Here is a 16518-nt window from a genome sequence, read left to right as displayed (position 1 = left end):
TTACGTTCATTCCAGAACACAAAACTTGGAACGCGGCCATGGATGGCCGCATTGATTATTTCTTGCCAGCCGCCTTGCCGCCGCGCTTGGGCTGCGGCGCATAACCCAGCGCCTCCCAATCCGGCACCACACGCGCACTTTCCACCAGCGCATGCTCGAATTCGAATGTCTTGCCTTCGCCTTCCAGCACGATATGTTCGCCTTCCACCGAAACCAGCTTGCCGCGCAGGCGACGACGTCCTTCCAGCGGCACCTTCAGCAGCAGCTTCACCTCCTGCCCGCTGACTTTCGCAAACTGTGCGGCGGTGAACAACGGACGATCGATGCCCGGCGAAGAAACCTCCAGCACGTAATTGCCGGGGATGGGATCCTCGACATCCAGTAGCGCCGACAACTCGCGGCTGGCGGTTTCGCAATCCTCGATGCCGACCTCGCGGCGTTCACCGTCGGGTCCGCTCTTGTCCAGCAGATCCAGATAAATACGCAGGGTACTCTGCCCTTGCGAGGGGTTGAACTCCACGCCAAGGCATTCCAGGCCCAGATCGGCCAATACCTCGGTGAAGCGTTGCGTCAGTGCCTGTATATCCATGGATTCGCCTTCCCGGATCGCTTTCTCAGAACCGCAGAAACAAAAAATGGGCTCCAACGGCCCATTTCCTTATCTCGCCGATGTCCCTCTCCTACAGCTCCTTCCGTTGCCGGCGCCACTCGCGGCGGCTCGGCACGACGCATCCTAGCGCCCAACAAAAAAGCCTCACGAGGAGGCTTTCTTGCACCAAGAAAGATCTGGTAGCGGGGGCAGGATTCGAACCTGCGACCTTCGGGTTATGAGCCCGACGAGCTGCCAGACTGCTCCACCCCGCATCAGAGTCCGAAGAGTTTAGCGGGGTGGCCGGTTTCTTGCAAGCCTCAACGTCAACCATCCGATATCAAACTGCCCTGCGGCGACATTACGACGATCGCCCGCATGCAAACATCAAAGCCCGAACGCGCGCCGGCACCACCCGAGCAGCGGACCCCAGTACAAGCCCAGCGCCAGCAGCGACAGCGCATTCAGCGACAGCACCACACGCAACGGCCGGTCCTGCTGCGCCCGCAACACGCTGCCTTCGGCCGGCTTGTCGAAGTACATCACCTTGACCACATACAAATAGTAGTACAGGCCGATGATGGCAAACACGATACCGACGATCGCCAGCCACAGCATGTTCGCGTGAATCGCCGCCTCCAGCACCAGCACCTTGGCCCAGAAACCGAACAGCGGCGGCACGCCGGCCAGCGAGAACATCGCCAGCAACATCAGGAACGCCATCCACGGCGACTTCTGGTTGAGCCCCTTCAGATCGGCGATTTCCTCACACTCGAAACCGGCCCGGCTCAGCGCCAGCATCACGCCGAAGGCGGCCACGCCCATCAATGCGTAGCAGATCGCGTAGAACATCGCGGCGGCATAGCCTTCCGGTCCGGCTGCGGCGAGACCCAGCAGCAGATAACCCATATGCGAGATGGTCGAGTACGCCAGCATGCGCTTGAGGTTGGTCTGCACGATCGCAACCAGGTTGCCGACCGCCAGCGACAACACCGCCAGCACGGCCAGCATCGGCTGCCAGTGCTGCGACAGGTCGCCCATGCCGGCGTCGAGCAGACGGTAAGCCATGCCGAACGCGGCCAGCTTGGAGCCCGATGCAATGAAGGCGGTGACCGGCGTCGGCGCGCCCTGATACACGTCCGGTATCCACATGTGGAACGGTGCGGCACCGAGTTTGAAGCCGATACCGACGATCATGAAGATCAGCCCGAACACCAGCAACTTCGGTGCGGTGGTGTATGCCATCACGTTGTGCAGCTGCTCCAGAGCCAGGCTCGGCGTGCCGCCCATGCCGGAGGCACCGTAGACCATCGACATGCCGTACAGCAGCATGCCCGAGGCCAGTGCGCCCAGAACGAAGTACTTGATCGCCGCCTCGGACGGCAACTTCGCGTCGCGATCCAGCGCCACCAGGGCATACGACGACAACGAGAGCAGTTCCAGTCCAAGGTACACGGTGACTAGGTTGCCGGCCGAGACCAGCAGCATGATGCCGATCACGGCGAAGATCATCAGCGTGTAGAACTCGCCGATCAGCAGCTTGCGGTCGATCAGGTATGGCCGCGCATAAATCATCACCAGCACCGTGGTGAGCAAGGCGAAGACCTTGAGGATTTCCGATACCTGGTCGCGCACGAACATGCCGCCGAACGCGGCCATCGTCTGCGGCGCCTGCCCCATGATCAGCAGGTAGACCCCCACCAGCAGCACGGCGATCGACAGCCAATGCAGCACAGGGCGCTGTTCGGGTTTCATGAAGGCGTCCAGCAGCAACAGCAAGCACGCCGCCGCCACCAGATAGAACTCCGGCAACATGATCAGGATGTCATTCAAAGTTGGCATGTTCGGTCCCGATCAAATCTTGTGGATGGCCAGCTGCTGCACCAGCTGCAGTACCGAGCTGTTCATCAGATGGACCAGCGGCTGCGGCCAGATGCCAAGCGCCAACACCGCGGCGGCAAAGGAGACCAGCACGAATGTCTCGCGGCCGTTGATTTCCTTCATCTCGGCCACGTGCGGATTGGTGATGTCGCCCCACAGCACGCGCTTGACCAGCCACAGCGTGTAGGCCGCACCGATGATCAGGGTGAATGCGGCAAACAGCGCGATCCACGGATTCGCCGCAAAGCTGGCCAGGATCACCATGAACTCGCCGACGAAGCCGCTGGTGCCAGGCAGGCCGCAGTTCGCCATCGCGAACAGCACGTAGAAAAAGCCGAACCACGGCATCACGTTGATGACGCCGCCGTAATCCTTGATCTGGCGCGTATGCATGCGGTCGTACATCACGCCGATGCAGGTAAACATCGCGCCGGACACGAAGCCGTGCGAAATCATCTGCACCATGGCTCCCTGCATGCCGAGCAGCGCCATGTCGCCATTGCCCGGCCCGCGCACCAGCAAGAACGCGATGAAGATGCCCAGCGTGACGAAGCCCATGTGAGCTACAGAGGAATACGCGACCAGCTTCTTCATGTCCTCCTGCACCAGCGCGACATAGCCGATGTAGACGATCGCGATCAGGCTCAGCACGATGATCAGCCAGGCGAAATGCGCACCCGCGTCCGGCACGATGGGCAGGATGAAGCGCAGCATTCCGTAGGTGCCGACCTTCAGCATCACCGCCGCCAGCACCACCGAGCCGCCGGTCGGCGCCTCCACGTGGGCGTCCGGCAACCATGTATGCACCGGTACCATCGGCACTTTGATCGCGAATGCGATCAGGAACGCGAAGAAGATCCAGGTCTGCTCCTTCATCGTCAGTGGCAGCGCGGCCAGCGTGGCGATGTCGAACGTGTGCGCCTTCTGGTACAGGTACAGCAGCGCGATCAGCATGAAGACCGAGCCGAAGAACGTGTAGATGAAGAACTTCAGCGTCGCATACACCCGCCGCGGGCCACCCCAGATACCGATCAGGATGAACATCGGAATCAGGATCGCCTCGAACAGCGCGTAGAACAGCAGCGCATCGGTGGCGCAGAACACGCCGATCAGCAGGCCTTCCAGCATCAGCATGGCGGCCATGTACTGGTGCGGCTTGTCCTGAATGACTTCCCACGCGCCGGCGATCACCAGGATGCCGACGAAGGTGGTCATCAGGATCAGAGCCACCGAGATGCCGTCGGCCGCCAGGCTGTAATGGACGCCCCACGAGGCGATCCACAGATAGCTTTCGGTCAATTGCATGCCGCCCGCGTCGGGGTGGTATTGCAGCAGCAGGAACAGGCTGACCGCGAAGGTCAGCACCGCCACCAGCAGCGACAGCCATCGCGCCAGATTGGGTCGTGTGGAGCCGGCCAGCAGCACCGGGATCGCGCCGGCGACCGGGAGCCAGATCAGCAGGCTGAGCAAGTGATTGAACATGTGTGCTTGCTTCCCTTATTGCCCGGCCAGCCCGGAATTCGTCAACCAGTACCCGCCCAGCAGCAGGATCAGGCCGAGAATCATCGCGAAGGCGTAGTGATAGAGGTAACCCGACTGCAAACGGCGCATCGTCGCGGCGATACGATGAATCAGGTTCACCGAGCCGTTGACCATGGTGTCGTCGATCACCGCCGTGTCGCCCGCCTTCCAGAACAGGCGGCCGAGCATGACGCCGCCGCGGGCGAACACCACGTAATAGACCGCATCGACCCAGTACTTGTGGTAGAGCGCGCTGTAAAGCGGCTTCAGTGCGTTCTTCACCCTGTCGGCCATCGCCGGATTGAACAGGTAGATGTAGCTGGTGACGAGGAAGGCCAGCACCACCAGCCCGAACGGCAGGCTCCACAAGCCATCCAGCGCCATCGCCGCGGCGCCGTGGAAATGCTGCCCCAGCTCGCCGAGCACGTCGTTCGCCGCGTCCACGTGGATCGCGCTGCCGAACCAGCCGCCGAACAGCACCGGCTTGACCGTGAAGAAACCGACCAGCAGCGACGGGATCGCCAGCAGCACCAGCGGCAACGTCACCACCCACGGCGATTCCTTCGGCAACTCATGCATGATGCCCTGCTCGTGATGGCCGTGGTCGTCGAAATGCGCGACATGATGGCCGTGGCCGTGATCGGCCACCACGGTGAAGCGCTCCTTGCCGTGGAACGTGAGGTACATCTGGCGGAACGTGTACACCGCGGTGACGAATGCGCCGGCCATGACGCAGAAATAGGCGTAGTGCGAACCCCAGCGATGCGACTCGCCGACCGCCTCGATAATCGCGTCCTTCGAATAGAAGCCCGAGGTGAACGGTATCGCCACCAGAGCCAGCGAGCCGATCCACATGGTGATCCAGGTGATCGGCATGTACTTGCGCAGGCCACCCATGTAGCGCATGTCCTGCTCGTGATGCATCGCGATGATCACCGAGCCGGCGCCCAGGAACAGCAGCGCCTTGAAGAACGCGTGCGTCATCAGGTGGAACACCGCGCCCGAGTACATCGACACGCCGAGCGCCACCGTCATGTAGCCGAGTTGCGACAGCGTCGAATACGCGATCACGCGCTTGATGTCGTGCTGGACTATGCCTATCAAACCGGTAAACAGCGCGGTGGTCGCGCCGATCACCAGCACGAAGCTCAGCGCGGTCGACGACAGCTCGAACAGCGGCGACATGCGCGCCACCATGAAGATGCCGGCGGTGACCATCGTTGCGGCATGGATCAGCGCCGAGATCGGCGTCGGGCCTTCCATCGAGTCGGGCAGCCACACATGCAGCGGCACCTGTGCCGACTTGCCCATCGCGCCGATGAACAGGCAGATGCAGATCACCGTGGCCGCATCCCACTGCGTGTTCGCGGTGATCTGCAGGGTCCTGCCAATCAGCGAGGGCGCCGTGCCGAACGCGGTGGCGTAATCCAGCGTGCCGAGGAAATAGAGCACTGCCGCGATGCCGAGCAGGAAGCCGAAGTCGCCCACGCGGTTGACCATGAACGCCTTCAGGTTCGCGAAGATCGCTGTCGGCCGCTTGTACCAGAAGCCGATCAGCAGGTACGACACCAGGCCCACCGCTTCCCAGCCGAAGAACAGCTGCATGAAGTTGTTGCTCATCACCAGCATGAACATCGAGAAGGTGAACAGCGAGATGTAGCTGAAAAAGCGCTTGTAGCCGTCGTCGTCGGCCATGTAGCCGATGGTGTAGATGTGCACCAGCAGCGACACGAAGCTCACCACCACCAGCATCATCGCGGTCAGCCGGTCGACCAGGAAGCCGACGCTGGCGTTGAAGTGGCCGATCTGGAACCAGGTGTAGATGTTCTGGTTGTAAGTGGTGGCTCCGCCCACGGTGAGCTGGTACAGCACGTAGAACGACAGCGCGCAGGACACGGCCACGCCGAGGATGGTGACGCTGTGCGAGCCGGCGCGGCCGAGAAACTTGCCGAGGAAACCCGCCAGCAGGCAACCAACCAGCGGGGCCAGTGCGATCGTCAGCAGGATGGATGTGGAAAGACCCATGTGATCAGCCCTTCATGCTGTCGATGTCGGCGATATTGATCGTGCTGCGATTACGGAACAGCAGCACCAGGATCGCCAGACCGATGGCGGCTTCCGCCGCGGCCACGGTGAGGATGAAGAACACGAACACCTGCCCCGACACATCGCCGAGGAAGCGCGAGAACGCCACGAAGTTCATGTTCACCGCGAGCAGCATCAGCTCGATCGACATCAGCAGCACGATCACGTTCTTGCGGTTGATGAACAGACCGGCGACGGCGATGCAGAACAGCACCGCGCCGAGCACGATGTAGTGCGAGAGCGTGATCATGATTTGGGTTCCTGAGGCGGAGCCGGCGATTCGTCGACGGGACGCTCGGCCGCCATCTTCACGAGGCGGACGCGGTCACGCGGGTTGACCTTGACCTGCTGGCTGGCCGACTCGTAACGCGTGTCGCCGCGGTGACGCAGGGTCAGCGCCACCGCGGCCACCACGCCCACGGTGAGGATCAACGCGGCGATCTCGAACGGCAGCAGGTACTTCGTATACAGCGCCTGCCCCAGCCACGCCGTATTGGACAGGCCGGCGACAGCGGCGGGATTGGCGCCCATGACCTGCGCATGAATGGCGCGCACGCCGATCAGGCCCAGCATCTCCGCCAGCATGGCGGCCGCCACGATCAGGCCGACCGGCAGGAATTTAACGAAGCCCTCGCGCAACTTCTCCTGGTCGATGTCGAGCATCATCACCACGAACAGGAACAGCACCATCACCGCGCCGACGTAGACCACGATCAGCGCCAGCGCCAGGAATTCGGCTTCGATGAGCATCCACAGGCAGGCGGCACTGAAGAACGTCAGCACCAGCGCCAGCACGGCATGCACGGTGTTCTTCAGCGTGATCACCGACAGCGCGGCAGCCACGGTGACGAAGCCGAAGGCGTAGAAGCAGATGAGTTGGAACAGTTGGGGATTCATCGTTGGCCTCAGCGGTACGCCGCGTCTTGCGCACGGTCGGCGGCAATCTGCTGCTCGAAACGATCGCCGATGGCGAGCAGCTGCTGCTTGGTCACCACGTTCTCGCCACGATGTTCGAAGTGGTATTCGTGGATGCTGGTCTCGACGATCGAGTCGACCGGGCAGCTCTCCTCGCAGAAGCCGCAGTAGATGCACTTGAACAGGTCGATGTCGTAGCGCGTGGTGCGGCGCTGGCCGTCGCTCGCACGCGGCGCCGAATCGATCGTGATCGCCAGCGCCGGACACACCGCCTCGCACAGCTTGCAGGCGATGCAGCGCTCTTCACCGTTCGCATAGCGACGCAGCGCATGCAGACCGCGGAAGCGGTTCGACTTTGGGATGTGTTCCATCGGGTAGCGCACGGTGTACTTGGGCTTGAACATGTAGCCCATGGTCAGCCCCATGCCCTGGAACAGCTCGATCAGCAGCAGACTCTTGAAATAACCGGTAATACGTTTCATGGGTTATGCCCCTACGCCGATGCTGACCCAGCCGAAAAATTTCATGCAGCCGGCGACCATCACCCAGACGATGGCGATCGGTATGAGCACCTTCCAGCCCAGCCGCATGATCTGGTCGTAGCGATAACGCGGGAAAGTGGCGCGGAACCACAGGAACAGGAAACTCATCACGAATGCCTTGATGAACAGCCAGATGAAACCGCCGGTCCAGATCCAGTTGATCCAGCCTGGCGCATCGGCGTGGATCCAGCCCTGCAACGGGCTGAGCCACCCCCCCAGGAACAGGATCGAGGCCAGGAAGCTGACCAGGATCATGTTGGCGTATTCGGCCAGGAAGAAGATCGCGAACGCCGAGCCGGAATATTCCACGTGGAAACCGGCGACGATTTCCGATTCGCCCTCGGCCACGTCGAACGGCGCGCGGTTGGTCTCGGCCACGCCGGAGATGAAATAGATCACGAACACCGGCAACAGCGGCAACCAGAACCAGTCGAACAAGCCCTTGTGACCGGCCTGCGCGTTGACGATGTCGGTGAGATTCAACGAGCCGGCCAGCACCAGCACGCAAACCAGGCACAGGCCCATCGCCAGTTCATACGAAATCACCTGCGCGGCCGAGCGCATCGCGCCCAGCAGCGCATAGCGCGAGTTGGATGCCCAGCCCGCGAGGATGATGCCGTACACCCCCAGCGAGGTCATCGCCAGCAGGTACAGCACACCCGCATTCGCATTCGACAGCACCATCTTGCTGCTGAACGGAATCACCGACCACGCCGCCAGTGCCGGGATCAGCGCCAGCAACGGCGCCATGAAATACAGGAAACGGTTCGCCTTGGTCGGCAGGATCACTTCCTTGATCAGCAGCTTGACCACGTCGGCGAACGCCTGCAGCAGGCCGAACGGACCGATCTTGCTCGGCCCCAGTCGCACGTGCATCCAGCCGATGACCTTGCGCTCCCAGTACACGAACATCGCCACGGCGATGATCAGCGGCACCGTGATGCACAGGATGTAGATGATCGGCCACAAGAGCTGGTTGATAAGTTGATCAGCCATGATGCTTATGCCTTGCTCAAGGTGATGGCCGCGCCATACGGCGGCAGCGTGGCGGTGAGATCCTGGGCAGCCTCGATCCACGCCGCGCCATCCGGCACGGCCGCATCGAACCGTAGCGGCAGCAGCACGTCGCCGATACGCACCTGCGCACCATCGGCCAGGCCGAGTCGTTGTGCCTCCGCCGCGTTCAGGCGTACCGCCGCAGCCCGATTGAGCGGATGCGCATTCAGCGCGGTGGCGCGACGCAGTACGGCGTCGCCGCGATAGATCGGCCATGTGGCGAGGCGGGTCAGGCCGGCACCTGTCGCGCGCGCAGCCAAACCGTCATGCGACGGCACGGCACGCTCGCCGATGCCGGCGCGCAGGCCGGCCAGGTCGTCGAACTCGAAACCGGCCAGCTGCAGCGCACCACCCAGCGCACGCAATACCTTCCAGCCGGGACGGGCCTGGCCGGGCGCCTTGGCGCCGGCGCTGACGCCCTGCGCCAGGCCATCGACGTTGACCAGCGTCGCGTCGATCTCCGGCAGCAGCGCGATCGGCAGGATCACATCGGCCACCTCGCGCAACGCGGCGCTGGCATAGGCGCTGAACGCGACCACCTGTTCCGCACTGCGCAATGCCTTCAGTGCTGTAGCGCCATCGGCGAAATCGTGCGGCGGCTCGACGCCGTACAACACGTAGCTCTTGCGCGGCTGCGCCAGCATCGCCTGCGCGTCCAGTCCGCCGTTACCCGGCAGCACGCCGAGTGTGGCGAGACCGACGGCATTCGCGCCAACCGGCAGTTCGTTGTAACCGGCGCCGGTGGCGTCTGCGATGAAACGGGCCAGCGCACGCAACCAGGAGGCCTGCGGATGGGTGACCGCGGCTTCGCCGAGAATCACCACCGCACTGCCCTGCTCCGATGCAGCATGTTTCATGGCGGCGATCGCGTCGCTGTCGCCCTGATCGCTGGAGGCGGCATCGATCGCATCGGCCAGCGTCGCCGGCGCACTTGCCCCGGCGCTTACCGCCGCCTTGGCCACTGACAGCAGCGCATCGACCAGCGCCTGCGGCGCGACGATCGATTCACCCGCCAACTTGTAATTGAAATCGAAGCGGGCCGGATTGACCGTGTACACCTTCGCGCCCGTCTTCACCGCCTGATGCAGGCGATGGTTGAGCAACGGAATCTCATGCCGCAGGTCGGAGCCGACCAGCAACGCGGCCTTGACCTGCGCTACCTGGGTAACCGGCAACGCGAAACTGCCGGCCACGGCGCCGTCGGCAAAGTCGAGCTGGCGCAGACGATGATCGATATGCGCGCTGCCCAGACCGCGAGCCAGGCGCATCAGCAGATCGCCCTCCTCGTTCGAGCTGGCCGGATGCACCAGGATGCCCAGCTCGCTGCCCGACGCCTTCTTCAGCGCATCGCCGGCAAACTGCAGTGCATCTTCCCAGGTCGTCGCCTGCCATTGGCCGTCGCGCTTCACTTCCGGCGCATGGATGCGGTCGGCCGCGTACAGGCCTTGATGGCTGTAGCGATCACGATCGGACAGCCAGCATTCGTTGATCGCTTCGTTGTCGCGCGGCACCGTGCGCAACACTTCGCCACGGCGCGCATGCAGCCACAGGTTGGAGCCGAGCGCATCGTGATAGCCGATCGACGGCTTGGCGATCAGCTCCCACGCGCGCGCCTGGAACTGGAACGGCTTGTTGGTGAGCGCGCCGACCGGGCAGACATCGATGATGTTGCCGGAAAGCTCGGTCTCGATCGTTCTACCAATATAGGTACCAATCAACAGGTCCTCGGTGCGACCCATGCCGCCAAGCTCATACGAGCCGGCGATCTCGCTGGTGAAACGCACGCAGCGGGTGCAATGAATGCAGCGGGTCATCTCGGTGGCGACGAGCGGACCAATGTTCTCGTCGGCCACGGCGCGCTTGCGTTCGGTGAAGCGCGATACGCTGCGACCGAAGCCTAGCGACAAATCCTGGAGCTCGCACTCGCCGCCCTGATCGCAAATCGGGCAATCCAGCGGATGGTTGATCAGCAGGAATTCCATCACGTCGCGCTGATACTGCAGCGCGAGCTTCGAGTGCGTCTGCACCCTCATGCCTTCGGTCACCGGCGTGGCGCATGCCGGCAGACCCTTGGGCACCGGGCGGCCGCCCATTTCCACTTCGACCATGCACATCCGGCAGTTGGCGGCGATCGGCAGCTTGCGGTGGTAGCAGAAGCGCGGAATCACCACGCCGATCGCGTCGGCCGCCTCGATGATCATCGCGCCCTTGCGAATCTGCGTCGGCTTGCCATCAACCTCAAGGTTGACCAGGTCGCTTGCGGGAGTCGTCGGCTGCGCACTCATGCGACGACCTCCTGAGTGCTCTTGGCAAATTGGTCTTCGGTCATCGAGCGGCCGTGTTCCACAAAGTATTCGAATTCCGGCCAGAAGCGGGCAAGGAAACCCTGTACCGGCCACGCGGCGGCCTCACCGAATGCGCAAATGGTATGGCCCTCGATCTGACCGGCAATCGCCTTCAGGCGATGCAGGTCTTCTTGCGTGCCCTGCCCATCGACGATGCGCGTCAGCACGCGATACATCCAACCGGTGCCTTCGCGGCACGGCGTGCACTGACCGCACGACTCGGCCTTGTAGAAGCGCGAGATGCGGTGGCAGACCTTGACCATGCAGGTGGTCTCGTCCATCACGACCACCGCCCCGGAACCCAGGCCCGAGCCGGCCTTCTGCAGGCAGTCGTAGTCCATCGTGCTTTCGAGCATGACGTCGGCCGGCAGCACTTTCATCGATGAGCCGCCGGGAATCACCGCTTTCAGCTTGTGGCCATTGCGGACGCCGCCAGCCATCGCCAGCAGGTCCTTGAACGGCGTGCCAAGGCGAATCTCGAAGTTGCCGGGATGGTTGACGTGGCCGGAGACCGAGAAGATCTTCGGGCCACCGTTGTTCGGTTTGCCGAGGTTGAGGAACCAGTCCGCACCGTTGCGCAGGATCGCCGGCACGGATGCATAGGTTTCGGTGTTGTTGATCGTGGTCGGCTTGCCATACAGGCCGAAGCCCGCCGGAAACGGCGGCTTGAACCGCGGCATCCCTTTCTTGCCTTCCAGCGATTCCATCATCGCGGTCTCTTCGCCGCAGATATAGGCGCCAGCGCCCAGCGCGGTGTGGATCTCCACGTCCAGCCCGGTACCCTGGATGTTCTTGCCCAGCAACCCGGCCGCATAGGCTTCTTTCAGCGCCGCCTCGAAGTGCTCGAACGGCTCGTGGTGGAATTCGCCACGCAGATAGTTGTAGGCGACTGTGGAGCCGGTGCAATAGCACGCGATCGCCAGCCCCTCGATCACCGCATGCGGGTTGTAGCGCAGGATGTCGCGATCCTTCGCCGTGCCCGGCTCGGATTCGTCCGAGTTGCACAGGATGTACTTCTGCATCGTGCCTTTCGGCATGAACGACCACTTCAGTCCGGTCGGGAAGCCCGCGCCGCCACGACCGCGCAGGCTGCTCTTCTTGATTTCCTCGATCAATGCGGCCGGGTCGGGCTTCTCGGCGAGGATCTTCTTCCAGGCCTTGTAGCCATCGACCTTCTCATAGCTGTCCATCGACCACGGCGTGTCGAAATGCAGCGTGGTGTAAACCACCTGGTGTTCCTGCGGTGCGGGTCCGACTGCCATGGCTTATTCCAACCCGTCCAGAATTTCGTCGAGCTTCTCGGGGGTGAGACGCTCGTGGTAATGCCCGTTCACCGTCATCGCCGGCGCGTATACGCAAGCGGCGATGCATTCCTCTTCCTGCTTCAGATACACGCGGCCGTCCGGCGTGCTTTCACCGGTCTTGATGCCGAGCTTCTTCTCGCAATGATGCACCAGGCCTTCCGCGCCATTGAGCCAGCACGAGATGTTGGTACAGATCGCCACGTTGTTGCGGCCGACCGGCTTGGTCTCCAGCATCGAGTAGAAGCTGGAAACTTCGTACGCCCATACCGGCGGCAGGTCGAGGTACTTCGCGACCGCGGTGATCAGCTCGTCGGTGAGGAAGCCCCGGTTCTGCTCCTGCGCAGCGAACAGCGCCTGGATCAGCGCGGAGCGCTTGCGATCCGGCGGGAACTTTGCGACCCACTCATCGATGTGATGGCGGGTATGGTCGGTGAGTACGGCGAGCGGGTCGACGTTCCTGACCTGCTCGAAATGTCCGGTGGCTTTCATGGCAATAGACCCGGGAATGGGGAATCGGGAATGGGGAATCGGGAGGCGATCTTTCCGAACGATTTGGAAACTCTGGACACGGAAAACGGAACGCACCCGAGCGACGACAAAATATCCGGAGCACCGGCTTTTGCGACTCCCGCTTTCCGCTTCCCGATTCCCGTATTCATCGATCCACTTCGCCGAACACGAGGTCATAGGTACCGATCATGGCCACCACGTCGGCAAGCATGTGGCCGCGCACGATGGTGTCCATGGACGACAGGTGGGCAAAACCCGGGGCGCGCAGATGCACTCGGAACGGCTTGTTGGCGCCGTCGGAAACCAGATAGCAGCCGAACTCGCCCTTCGGCGCCTCGACCGCGGCGTAGGTCTCGCCGGCCGGCACGCAGTAGCCCTCGGTGAACAGCTTGAAGTGATGGATCATGGCTTCCATGTCCTCCTTCATCTCGACCCGCGACGGTGGTGCGACCTTGAAATTCTCGACCATCACCGGGCCCGGATTCGCCTTCAGCCACTTCACGCACTGCTGGATGATCCGGTTCGACTGGCGCATCTCTTCGACGCGGCACAGGTAACGGTCGTAGCAGTCGCCGCCGACGCCGACCGGGATGTCGAAATCCATCTCGGCGTACTTCGCGTACGGCTGCTTCTTGCGCAGATCCCACTCGACGCCCGAGCCACGCAGCATCACGCCGGTCATGCCCCACTGCTGGGCCAGCTCGGGGCTGATCACGCCGATGCCGACCGTGCGCTGTTTCCAGATGCGGTTGCTGGTGAGCAGCTCCTCGTACTCGTCCACCTTCGACGGGAAGTCGGCTGTGAACGCCTCGAGATAGTCCAGCATCGAACCTTCGCGCCAGCTGTTGATGCGCTTGAGGTCCTTGCCTTTATGCCACGGCGACTCGCGGTACTGCGACATCTGCGCCGGCAGATCGCGGTAGACGCCGCCGGGACGATAGTAGGTCGCGTGCATGCGCGCCCCCGACACCGCCTCGTACACGTCCATCAGTTCCTCACGCTCGCGGAACGCGTACAGGAACACCGCCATCGCGCCGAGATCGAGACCGTTCGAGCCGATCCACATCAGATGATTCAGGATGCGGGTGATCTCGTCGAACATGGTGCGGATGTATTGCGCGCGTTCCGGCGCCTCGATCCCCAGCAGGTTCTCGATCGCCTTCACATAGGCGTGCTCGTTGCACATCATCGAGACGTAGTCGAGCCGATCCATGTAACCGATCGACTGGTTGAACGGCTTGGACTCGGCCAGCTTCTCGGTGCCACGGTGCAGCAGGCCCACGTGCGGATCGGCGCGGACGATGGTCTCGCCGTCCATCTCCATCACCAGGCGCAACACGCCGTGCGCGGCCGGATGCTGCGGGCCGAAGTTCATCGTGTAGTTGCGGATTTCCTGCATGCTCAATTCTCCCGCCAGTGGTCGGCGGCTTCGGCTTTGGCCTGCATCAGGTCGGCGTCGTTGCGGATGGTGCGCGGCACCAGCACGCGGGGCTCGATCGATACCGGTTCGTAGATCACCCGCTTCTGCTCGGGGTCGTAGCGCACCTCGACATTGCCGATCAGCGGGAAGTCCTTGCGGAACGGATGGCCGACGAAACCGTAGTCGGTCAGGATGCGGCGCAGGTCCGGATGGCCATCGAAGATGATCCCGTAGAGGTCGAACGCCTCGCGCTCGAACCAGTTCACGCCCGGCCAGACCAGGGTCAGCGACGGCACCACCGGCAAGCTGTCGTCCGCGCAGAACACGCGCAGGCACAGGCGGCGGTTGTGTTCGATCGACAGCAGATGGATCACCGCGGCAAAGCGGCGCGGCTCGTCGTGGCCGCGCGGACGCCCGGCCCAGTCGAAGCGACCCATCGCCTGGCCTTCCACACCGCGCGAGAAACCGGTCCACGAGATGTCGGTCGTATCCCACTCGGTCTGGCCATAGCCGAGGTAGTCGACGCCGCACAGGTCGATCAGCTCGCTGAAACGGAAACCCGGCTCGTCGCGCAGTGCTGTGGCCACGGCGATCAGGTCGGGAGCGGCCAGTTCGGCGGTGATTTCGTTGCGTTGCGTGCTGATGCTCAACGTGTCGCCGAATCGCGCAGCAAGACGTTCGGCCAGCGAGGTCGCAGGTGTGTCGGACATATCAGGGCCTCACGAACGCGCGATGGTGCTGGTACGGCGGATCTTCTTCTGCAATTGCAGGATGCCATGGATCAACGCTTCGGCCGTGGGCGGGCAACCCGGCACGTAGATGTCCACCGGCACGATGCGATCGCAACCGCGCACCACCGAATAGGAATAATGGTAATAACCACCGCCGTTGGCGCAGCTGCCCATCGAGATCACCCATTTCGGCTCGGGCATCTGGTCATAGACCTTGCGCAGCGCCGGGGCCATCTTGTTGACGAGGGTGCCGGCCACGATCATCACGTCGGACTGGCGCGGACTGGGGCGGAAGATCACGCCGTAGCGATCCAGATCCAGCCGCGCTGCGCCGGCATGCATCATCTCGACCGCGCAACAGGCCAGACCAAACGTCATCGGCCACATCGAGCCGGTGCGCGCCCAGTTCATCAGCGCGTCGACACTGGTAGTGGCAAAGCCGCGCTGGACCACCGGGTTGTCGCCGGCCGGCCGCAGGATGTCGTCGACAAGATTCAACGGCTGCGGGTTATGCATCACCTTGTCGATGGAGGAGATCACTCCCATTCCAGTGCTCCCTTCTTCCACACGTAGGCGAAACCGACGATCAGCAGCAGCAGGAACAGCGCCATCTCGATCAGCGCGGTCACGCCGATCTGCTGGAACACCACCGCCCAAGGAAACAGGAAGGCGATTTCCAGATCGAAGATGATGAACAGGATGGCGAGCAGGTAGTAGCGCACGTCGAAGCGCATGCGGGCATCTTCAAACGCCTCGAAGCCGCACTCGTACGGCGCAAGTTTTTCCGCCTCGGGACGACGCGGACCGGCCAGCAGGCCGACCGCCAGCAGCACCAGGCCGAGACCGGTGGCAACGCCGATGAACAACAGAACGGGCCAGTATTCGGCAAGCACGATGCAACTTACCTCCGCGCCATGTGGCGCATCAGTGACCGCGGGACTAATCCGGTAACTCGCGGTCCGGCGACTTCGATTCGGCAGGCCGACGCAGCCAGAAGCTGCTGAGCCACGCCTGCAGGTTTGAAACCGAAACCGCAGGCGTCCGATGTTCCGCGGAACGAGCCCGCGAATCTCGCCATTGTATCAGTGCGTAGGTGTACAACAAGCCTTGACGGCCGATGGCGTGCGAATTATCGCCATGTATTTCACATCGTGTGGGTGGCCCGCTCGGAAGTCAGCGTGCCGGCGAGAATGTTCTCGATCCGGCTGCGGGCGGCCTCGGCGTCGCCTGATTCGTTGAAGTGGACGCCGATGCCTGCCGTGCGGTTGCCCTGCGCACCGACCGGACTGATCCAGACCACCTTGCCCACCACCGACAGCCGCTCGGTTTCCTCGGCCAGGGTTACCAGCAGCACCACTTCGTCACCGAGCGAATACGTCTGCGCCGTCGCCGCAAACAACCCGCCGTGCTTCAGGAACGGCATGTACGCGTTGTACAGCGAGGCCGCATCCTTGATTTTCAGTGAAATGATGCCCTGACGGGCAGCCATGGGTTTCATGCTGAGCTCCTGCCGGACGCGCTAGCCGCCCGATCGATGGTACCGATCTTAGACGCTGCGCCGCACGCGCACCACCGCCGCGACATTCCACATCTCTTATCTGTGCGTCGCGGCCCTATTT

At 62.8% G+C, this 16518-nt stretch carries 16 protein-coding genes and 1 tRNA gene; all 17 read right to left on the bottom strand.

The window, feature by feature from the left end; all coding sequences use genetic code 11:
* Positions 1–55 precede the first annotated feature (55 nt).
* Positions 56–589 (bottom strand): ribosome maturation factor RimP, encoded by a 534-nt coding sequence (locus ACFPPB_RS09190; protein ID WP_377326462.1) that lies wholly within the window; start codon positions 587–589, stop codon positions 56–58.
* Positions 590–787: 198 nt separating this feature from the next.
* Positions 788–864 (bottom strand) — tRNA-Met (locus ACFPPB_RS09185).
* Positions 865–976: 112 nt separating this feature from the next.
* Positions 977–2431: an NADH-quinone oxidoreductase subunit NuoN gene (gene nuoN, locus ACFPPB_RS09180; protein ID WP_377326461.1), complete on the bottom strand. Its 1455-nt coding sequence runs from the start codon at positions 2429–2431 to the stop codon at positions 977–979.
* A gap of 12 nt (positions 2432–2443) precedes the next feature.
* The gene (locus ACFPPB_RS09175; protein ID WP_377326460.1) at positions 2444–3952 is read right to left on the bottom strand and encodes an NADH-quinone oxidoreductase subunit M; all 1509 of its coding nucleotides are present in this window, start codon (positions 3950–3952) and stop codon (positions 2444–2446) included.
* A 15-nt stretch (positions 3953–3967) separates the two neighbouring features.
* Positions 3968–6016 carry an NADH-quinone oxidoreductase subunit L gene (gene nuoL / locus ACFPPB_RS09170; protein WP_377326459.1) on the bottom strand — a complete coding sequence of 683 codons (2049 nt, stop codon included), beginning with the start codon at positions 6014–6016 and terminating at the stop codon, positions 3968–3970.
* Positions 6017–6020: 4 nt separating this feature from the next.
* Entirely contained in the window at positions 6021–6326 is a 306-nt protein-coding gene (gene nuoK / locus ACFPPB_RS09165; RefSeq protein WP_072760924.1) for an NADH-quinone oxidoreductase subunit NuoK, read from the bottom strand.
* Positions 6323–6973: an NADH-quinone oxidoreductase subunit J gene (locus ACFPPB_RS09160; RefSeq protein ID WP_377326458.1), complete on the bottom strand. Its 651-nt coding sequence runs from the start codon at positions 6971–6973 to the stop codon at positions 6323–6325. The genes nuoK and ACFPPB_RS09160 overlap by 4 nt, the downstream gene beginning before the upstream one ends.
* 8 nt (positions 6974–6981) lie before the next feature.
* Positions 6982–7473, bottom strand: coding sequence for an NADH-quinone oxidoreductase subunit NuoI (gene nuoI / locus ACFPPB_RS09155; protein ID WP_377326457.1), 492 nt, complete (start codon positions 7471–7473; stop codon positions 6982–6984).
* A 3-nt stretch (positions 7474–7476) separates the two neighbouring features.
* On the bottom strand, positions 7477–8529 hold the full coding sequence (nuoH, locus tag ACFPPB_RS09150; RefSeq protein ID WP_377326456.1) for an NADH-quinone oxidoreductase subunit NuoH: 1053 nt from the start codon (positions 8527–8529) through the stop codon (positions 7477–7479).
* Positions 8530–8534: 5 nt separating this feature from the next.
* Positions 8535–10874 (bottom strand): NADH-quinone oxidoreductase subunit NuoG, encoded by a 2340-nt coding sequence (nuoG, locus tag ACFPPB_RS09145; RefSeq protein ID WP_377326455.1) that lies wholly within the window; start codon positions 10872–10874, stop codon positions 8535–8537.
* A complete protein-coding gene (nuoF, locus tag ACFPPB_RS09140; RefSeq protein WP_377326454.1) occupies positions 10871–12196 on the bottom strand; it encodes an NADH-quinone oxidoreductase subunit NuoF in 1326 nt (441 codons plus the stop codon). Before nuoF ends, nuoG begins: the two co-directional genes overlap by 4 nt.
* Positions 12197–12199: 3 nt before the next feature.
* Positions 12200–12727 (bottom strand): NADH-quinone oxidoreductase subunit NuoE, encoded by a 528-nt coding sequence (gene nuoE, locus ACFPPB_RS09135; protein WP_377326453.1) that lies wholly within the window; start codon positions 12725–12727, stop codon positions 12200–12202.
* Between the two features lie 166 nt (positions 12728–12893).
* Positions 12894–14147 carry an NADH-quinone oxidoreductase subunit D gene (locus ACFPPB_RS09130; protein WP_377326452.1) on the bottom strand — a complete coding sequence of 418 codons (1254 nt, stop codon included), beginning with the start codon at positions 14145–14147 and terminating at the stop codon, positions 12894–12896.
* A 2-nt stretch (positions 14148–14149) separates the two neighbouring features.
* Positions 14150–14878, bottom strand: a complete 729-nt coding sequence (locus tag ACFPPB_RS09125; RefSeq protein ID WP_377326451.1) for an NADH-quinone oxidoreductase subunit C — start codon at positions 14876–14878, stop codon at positions 14150–14152.
* 9 nt (positions 14879–14887) lie between these two features.
* Positions 14888–15445, bottom strand: a complete 558-nt coding sequence (locus ACFPPB_RS09120) for a NuoB/complex I 20 kDa subunit family protein (protein WP_077555618.1) — start codon at positions 15443–15445, stop codon at positions 14888–14890.
* Positions 15436–15792: an NADH-quinone oxidoreductase subunit A gene (locus ACFPPB_RS09115; protein ID WP_377326450.1), complete on the bottom strand. Its 357-nt coding sequence runs from the start codon at positions 15790–15792 to the stop codon at positions 15436–15438. The genes ACFPPB_RS09120 and ACFPPB_RS09115 overlap by 10 nt, the downstream gene beginning before the upstream one ends.
* A 251-nt stretch (positions 15793–16043) precedes the next feature.
* Complete coding sequence (locus tag ACFPPB_RS09110) at positions 16044–16397, bottom strand: PilZ domain-containing protein (protein ID WP_377326449.1); 354 nt, start codon at positions 16395–16397, stop codon at positions 16044–16046.
* Positions 16398–16518 lie beyond the last annotated feature (121 nt).

The organism is Rhodanobacter terrae (assembly GCF_042657005.1).
In the GTDB taxonomy this organism is placed as follows: Bacteria; Pseudomonadota; Gammaproteobacteria; order Xanthomonadales; family Rhodanobacteraceae; genus Rhodanobacter; species Rhodanobacter terrae.
The sequence above is the reverse complement of the archived record's forward strand: the minus strand, read 5'-3'. Positions and strand labels throughout refer to the sequence as shown.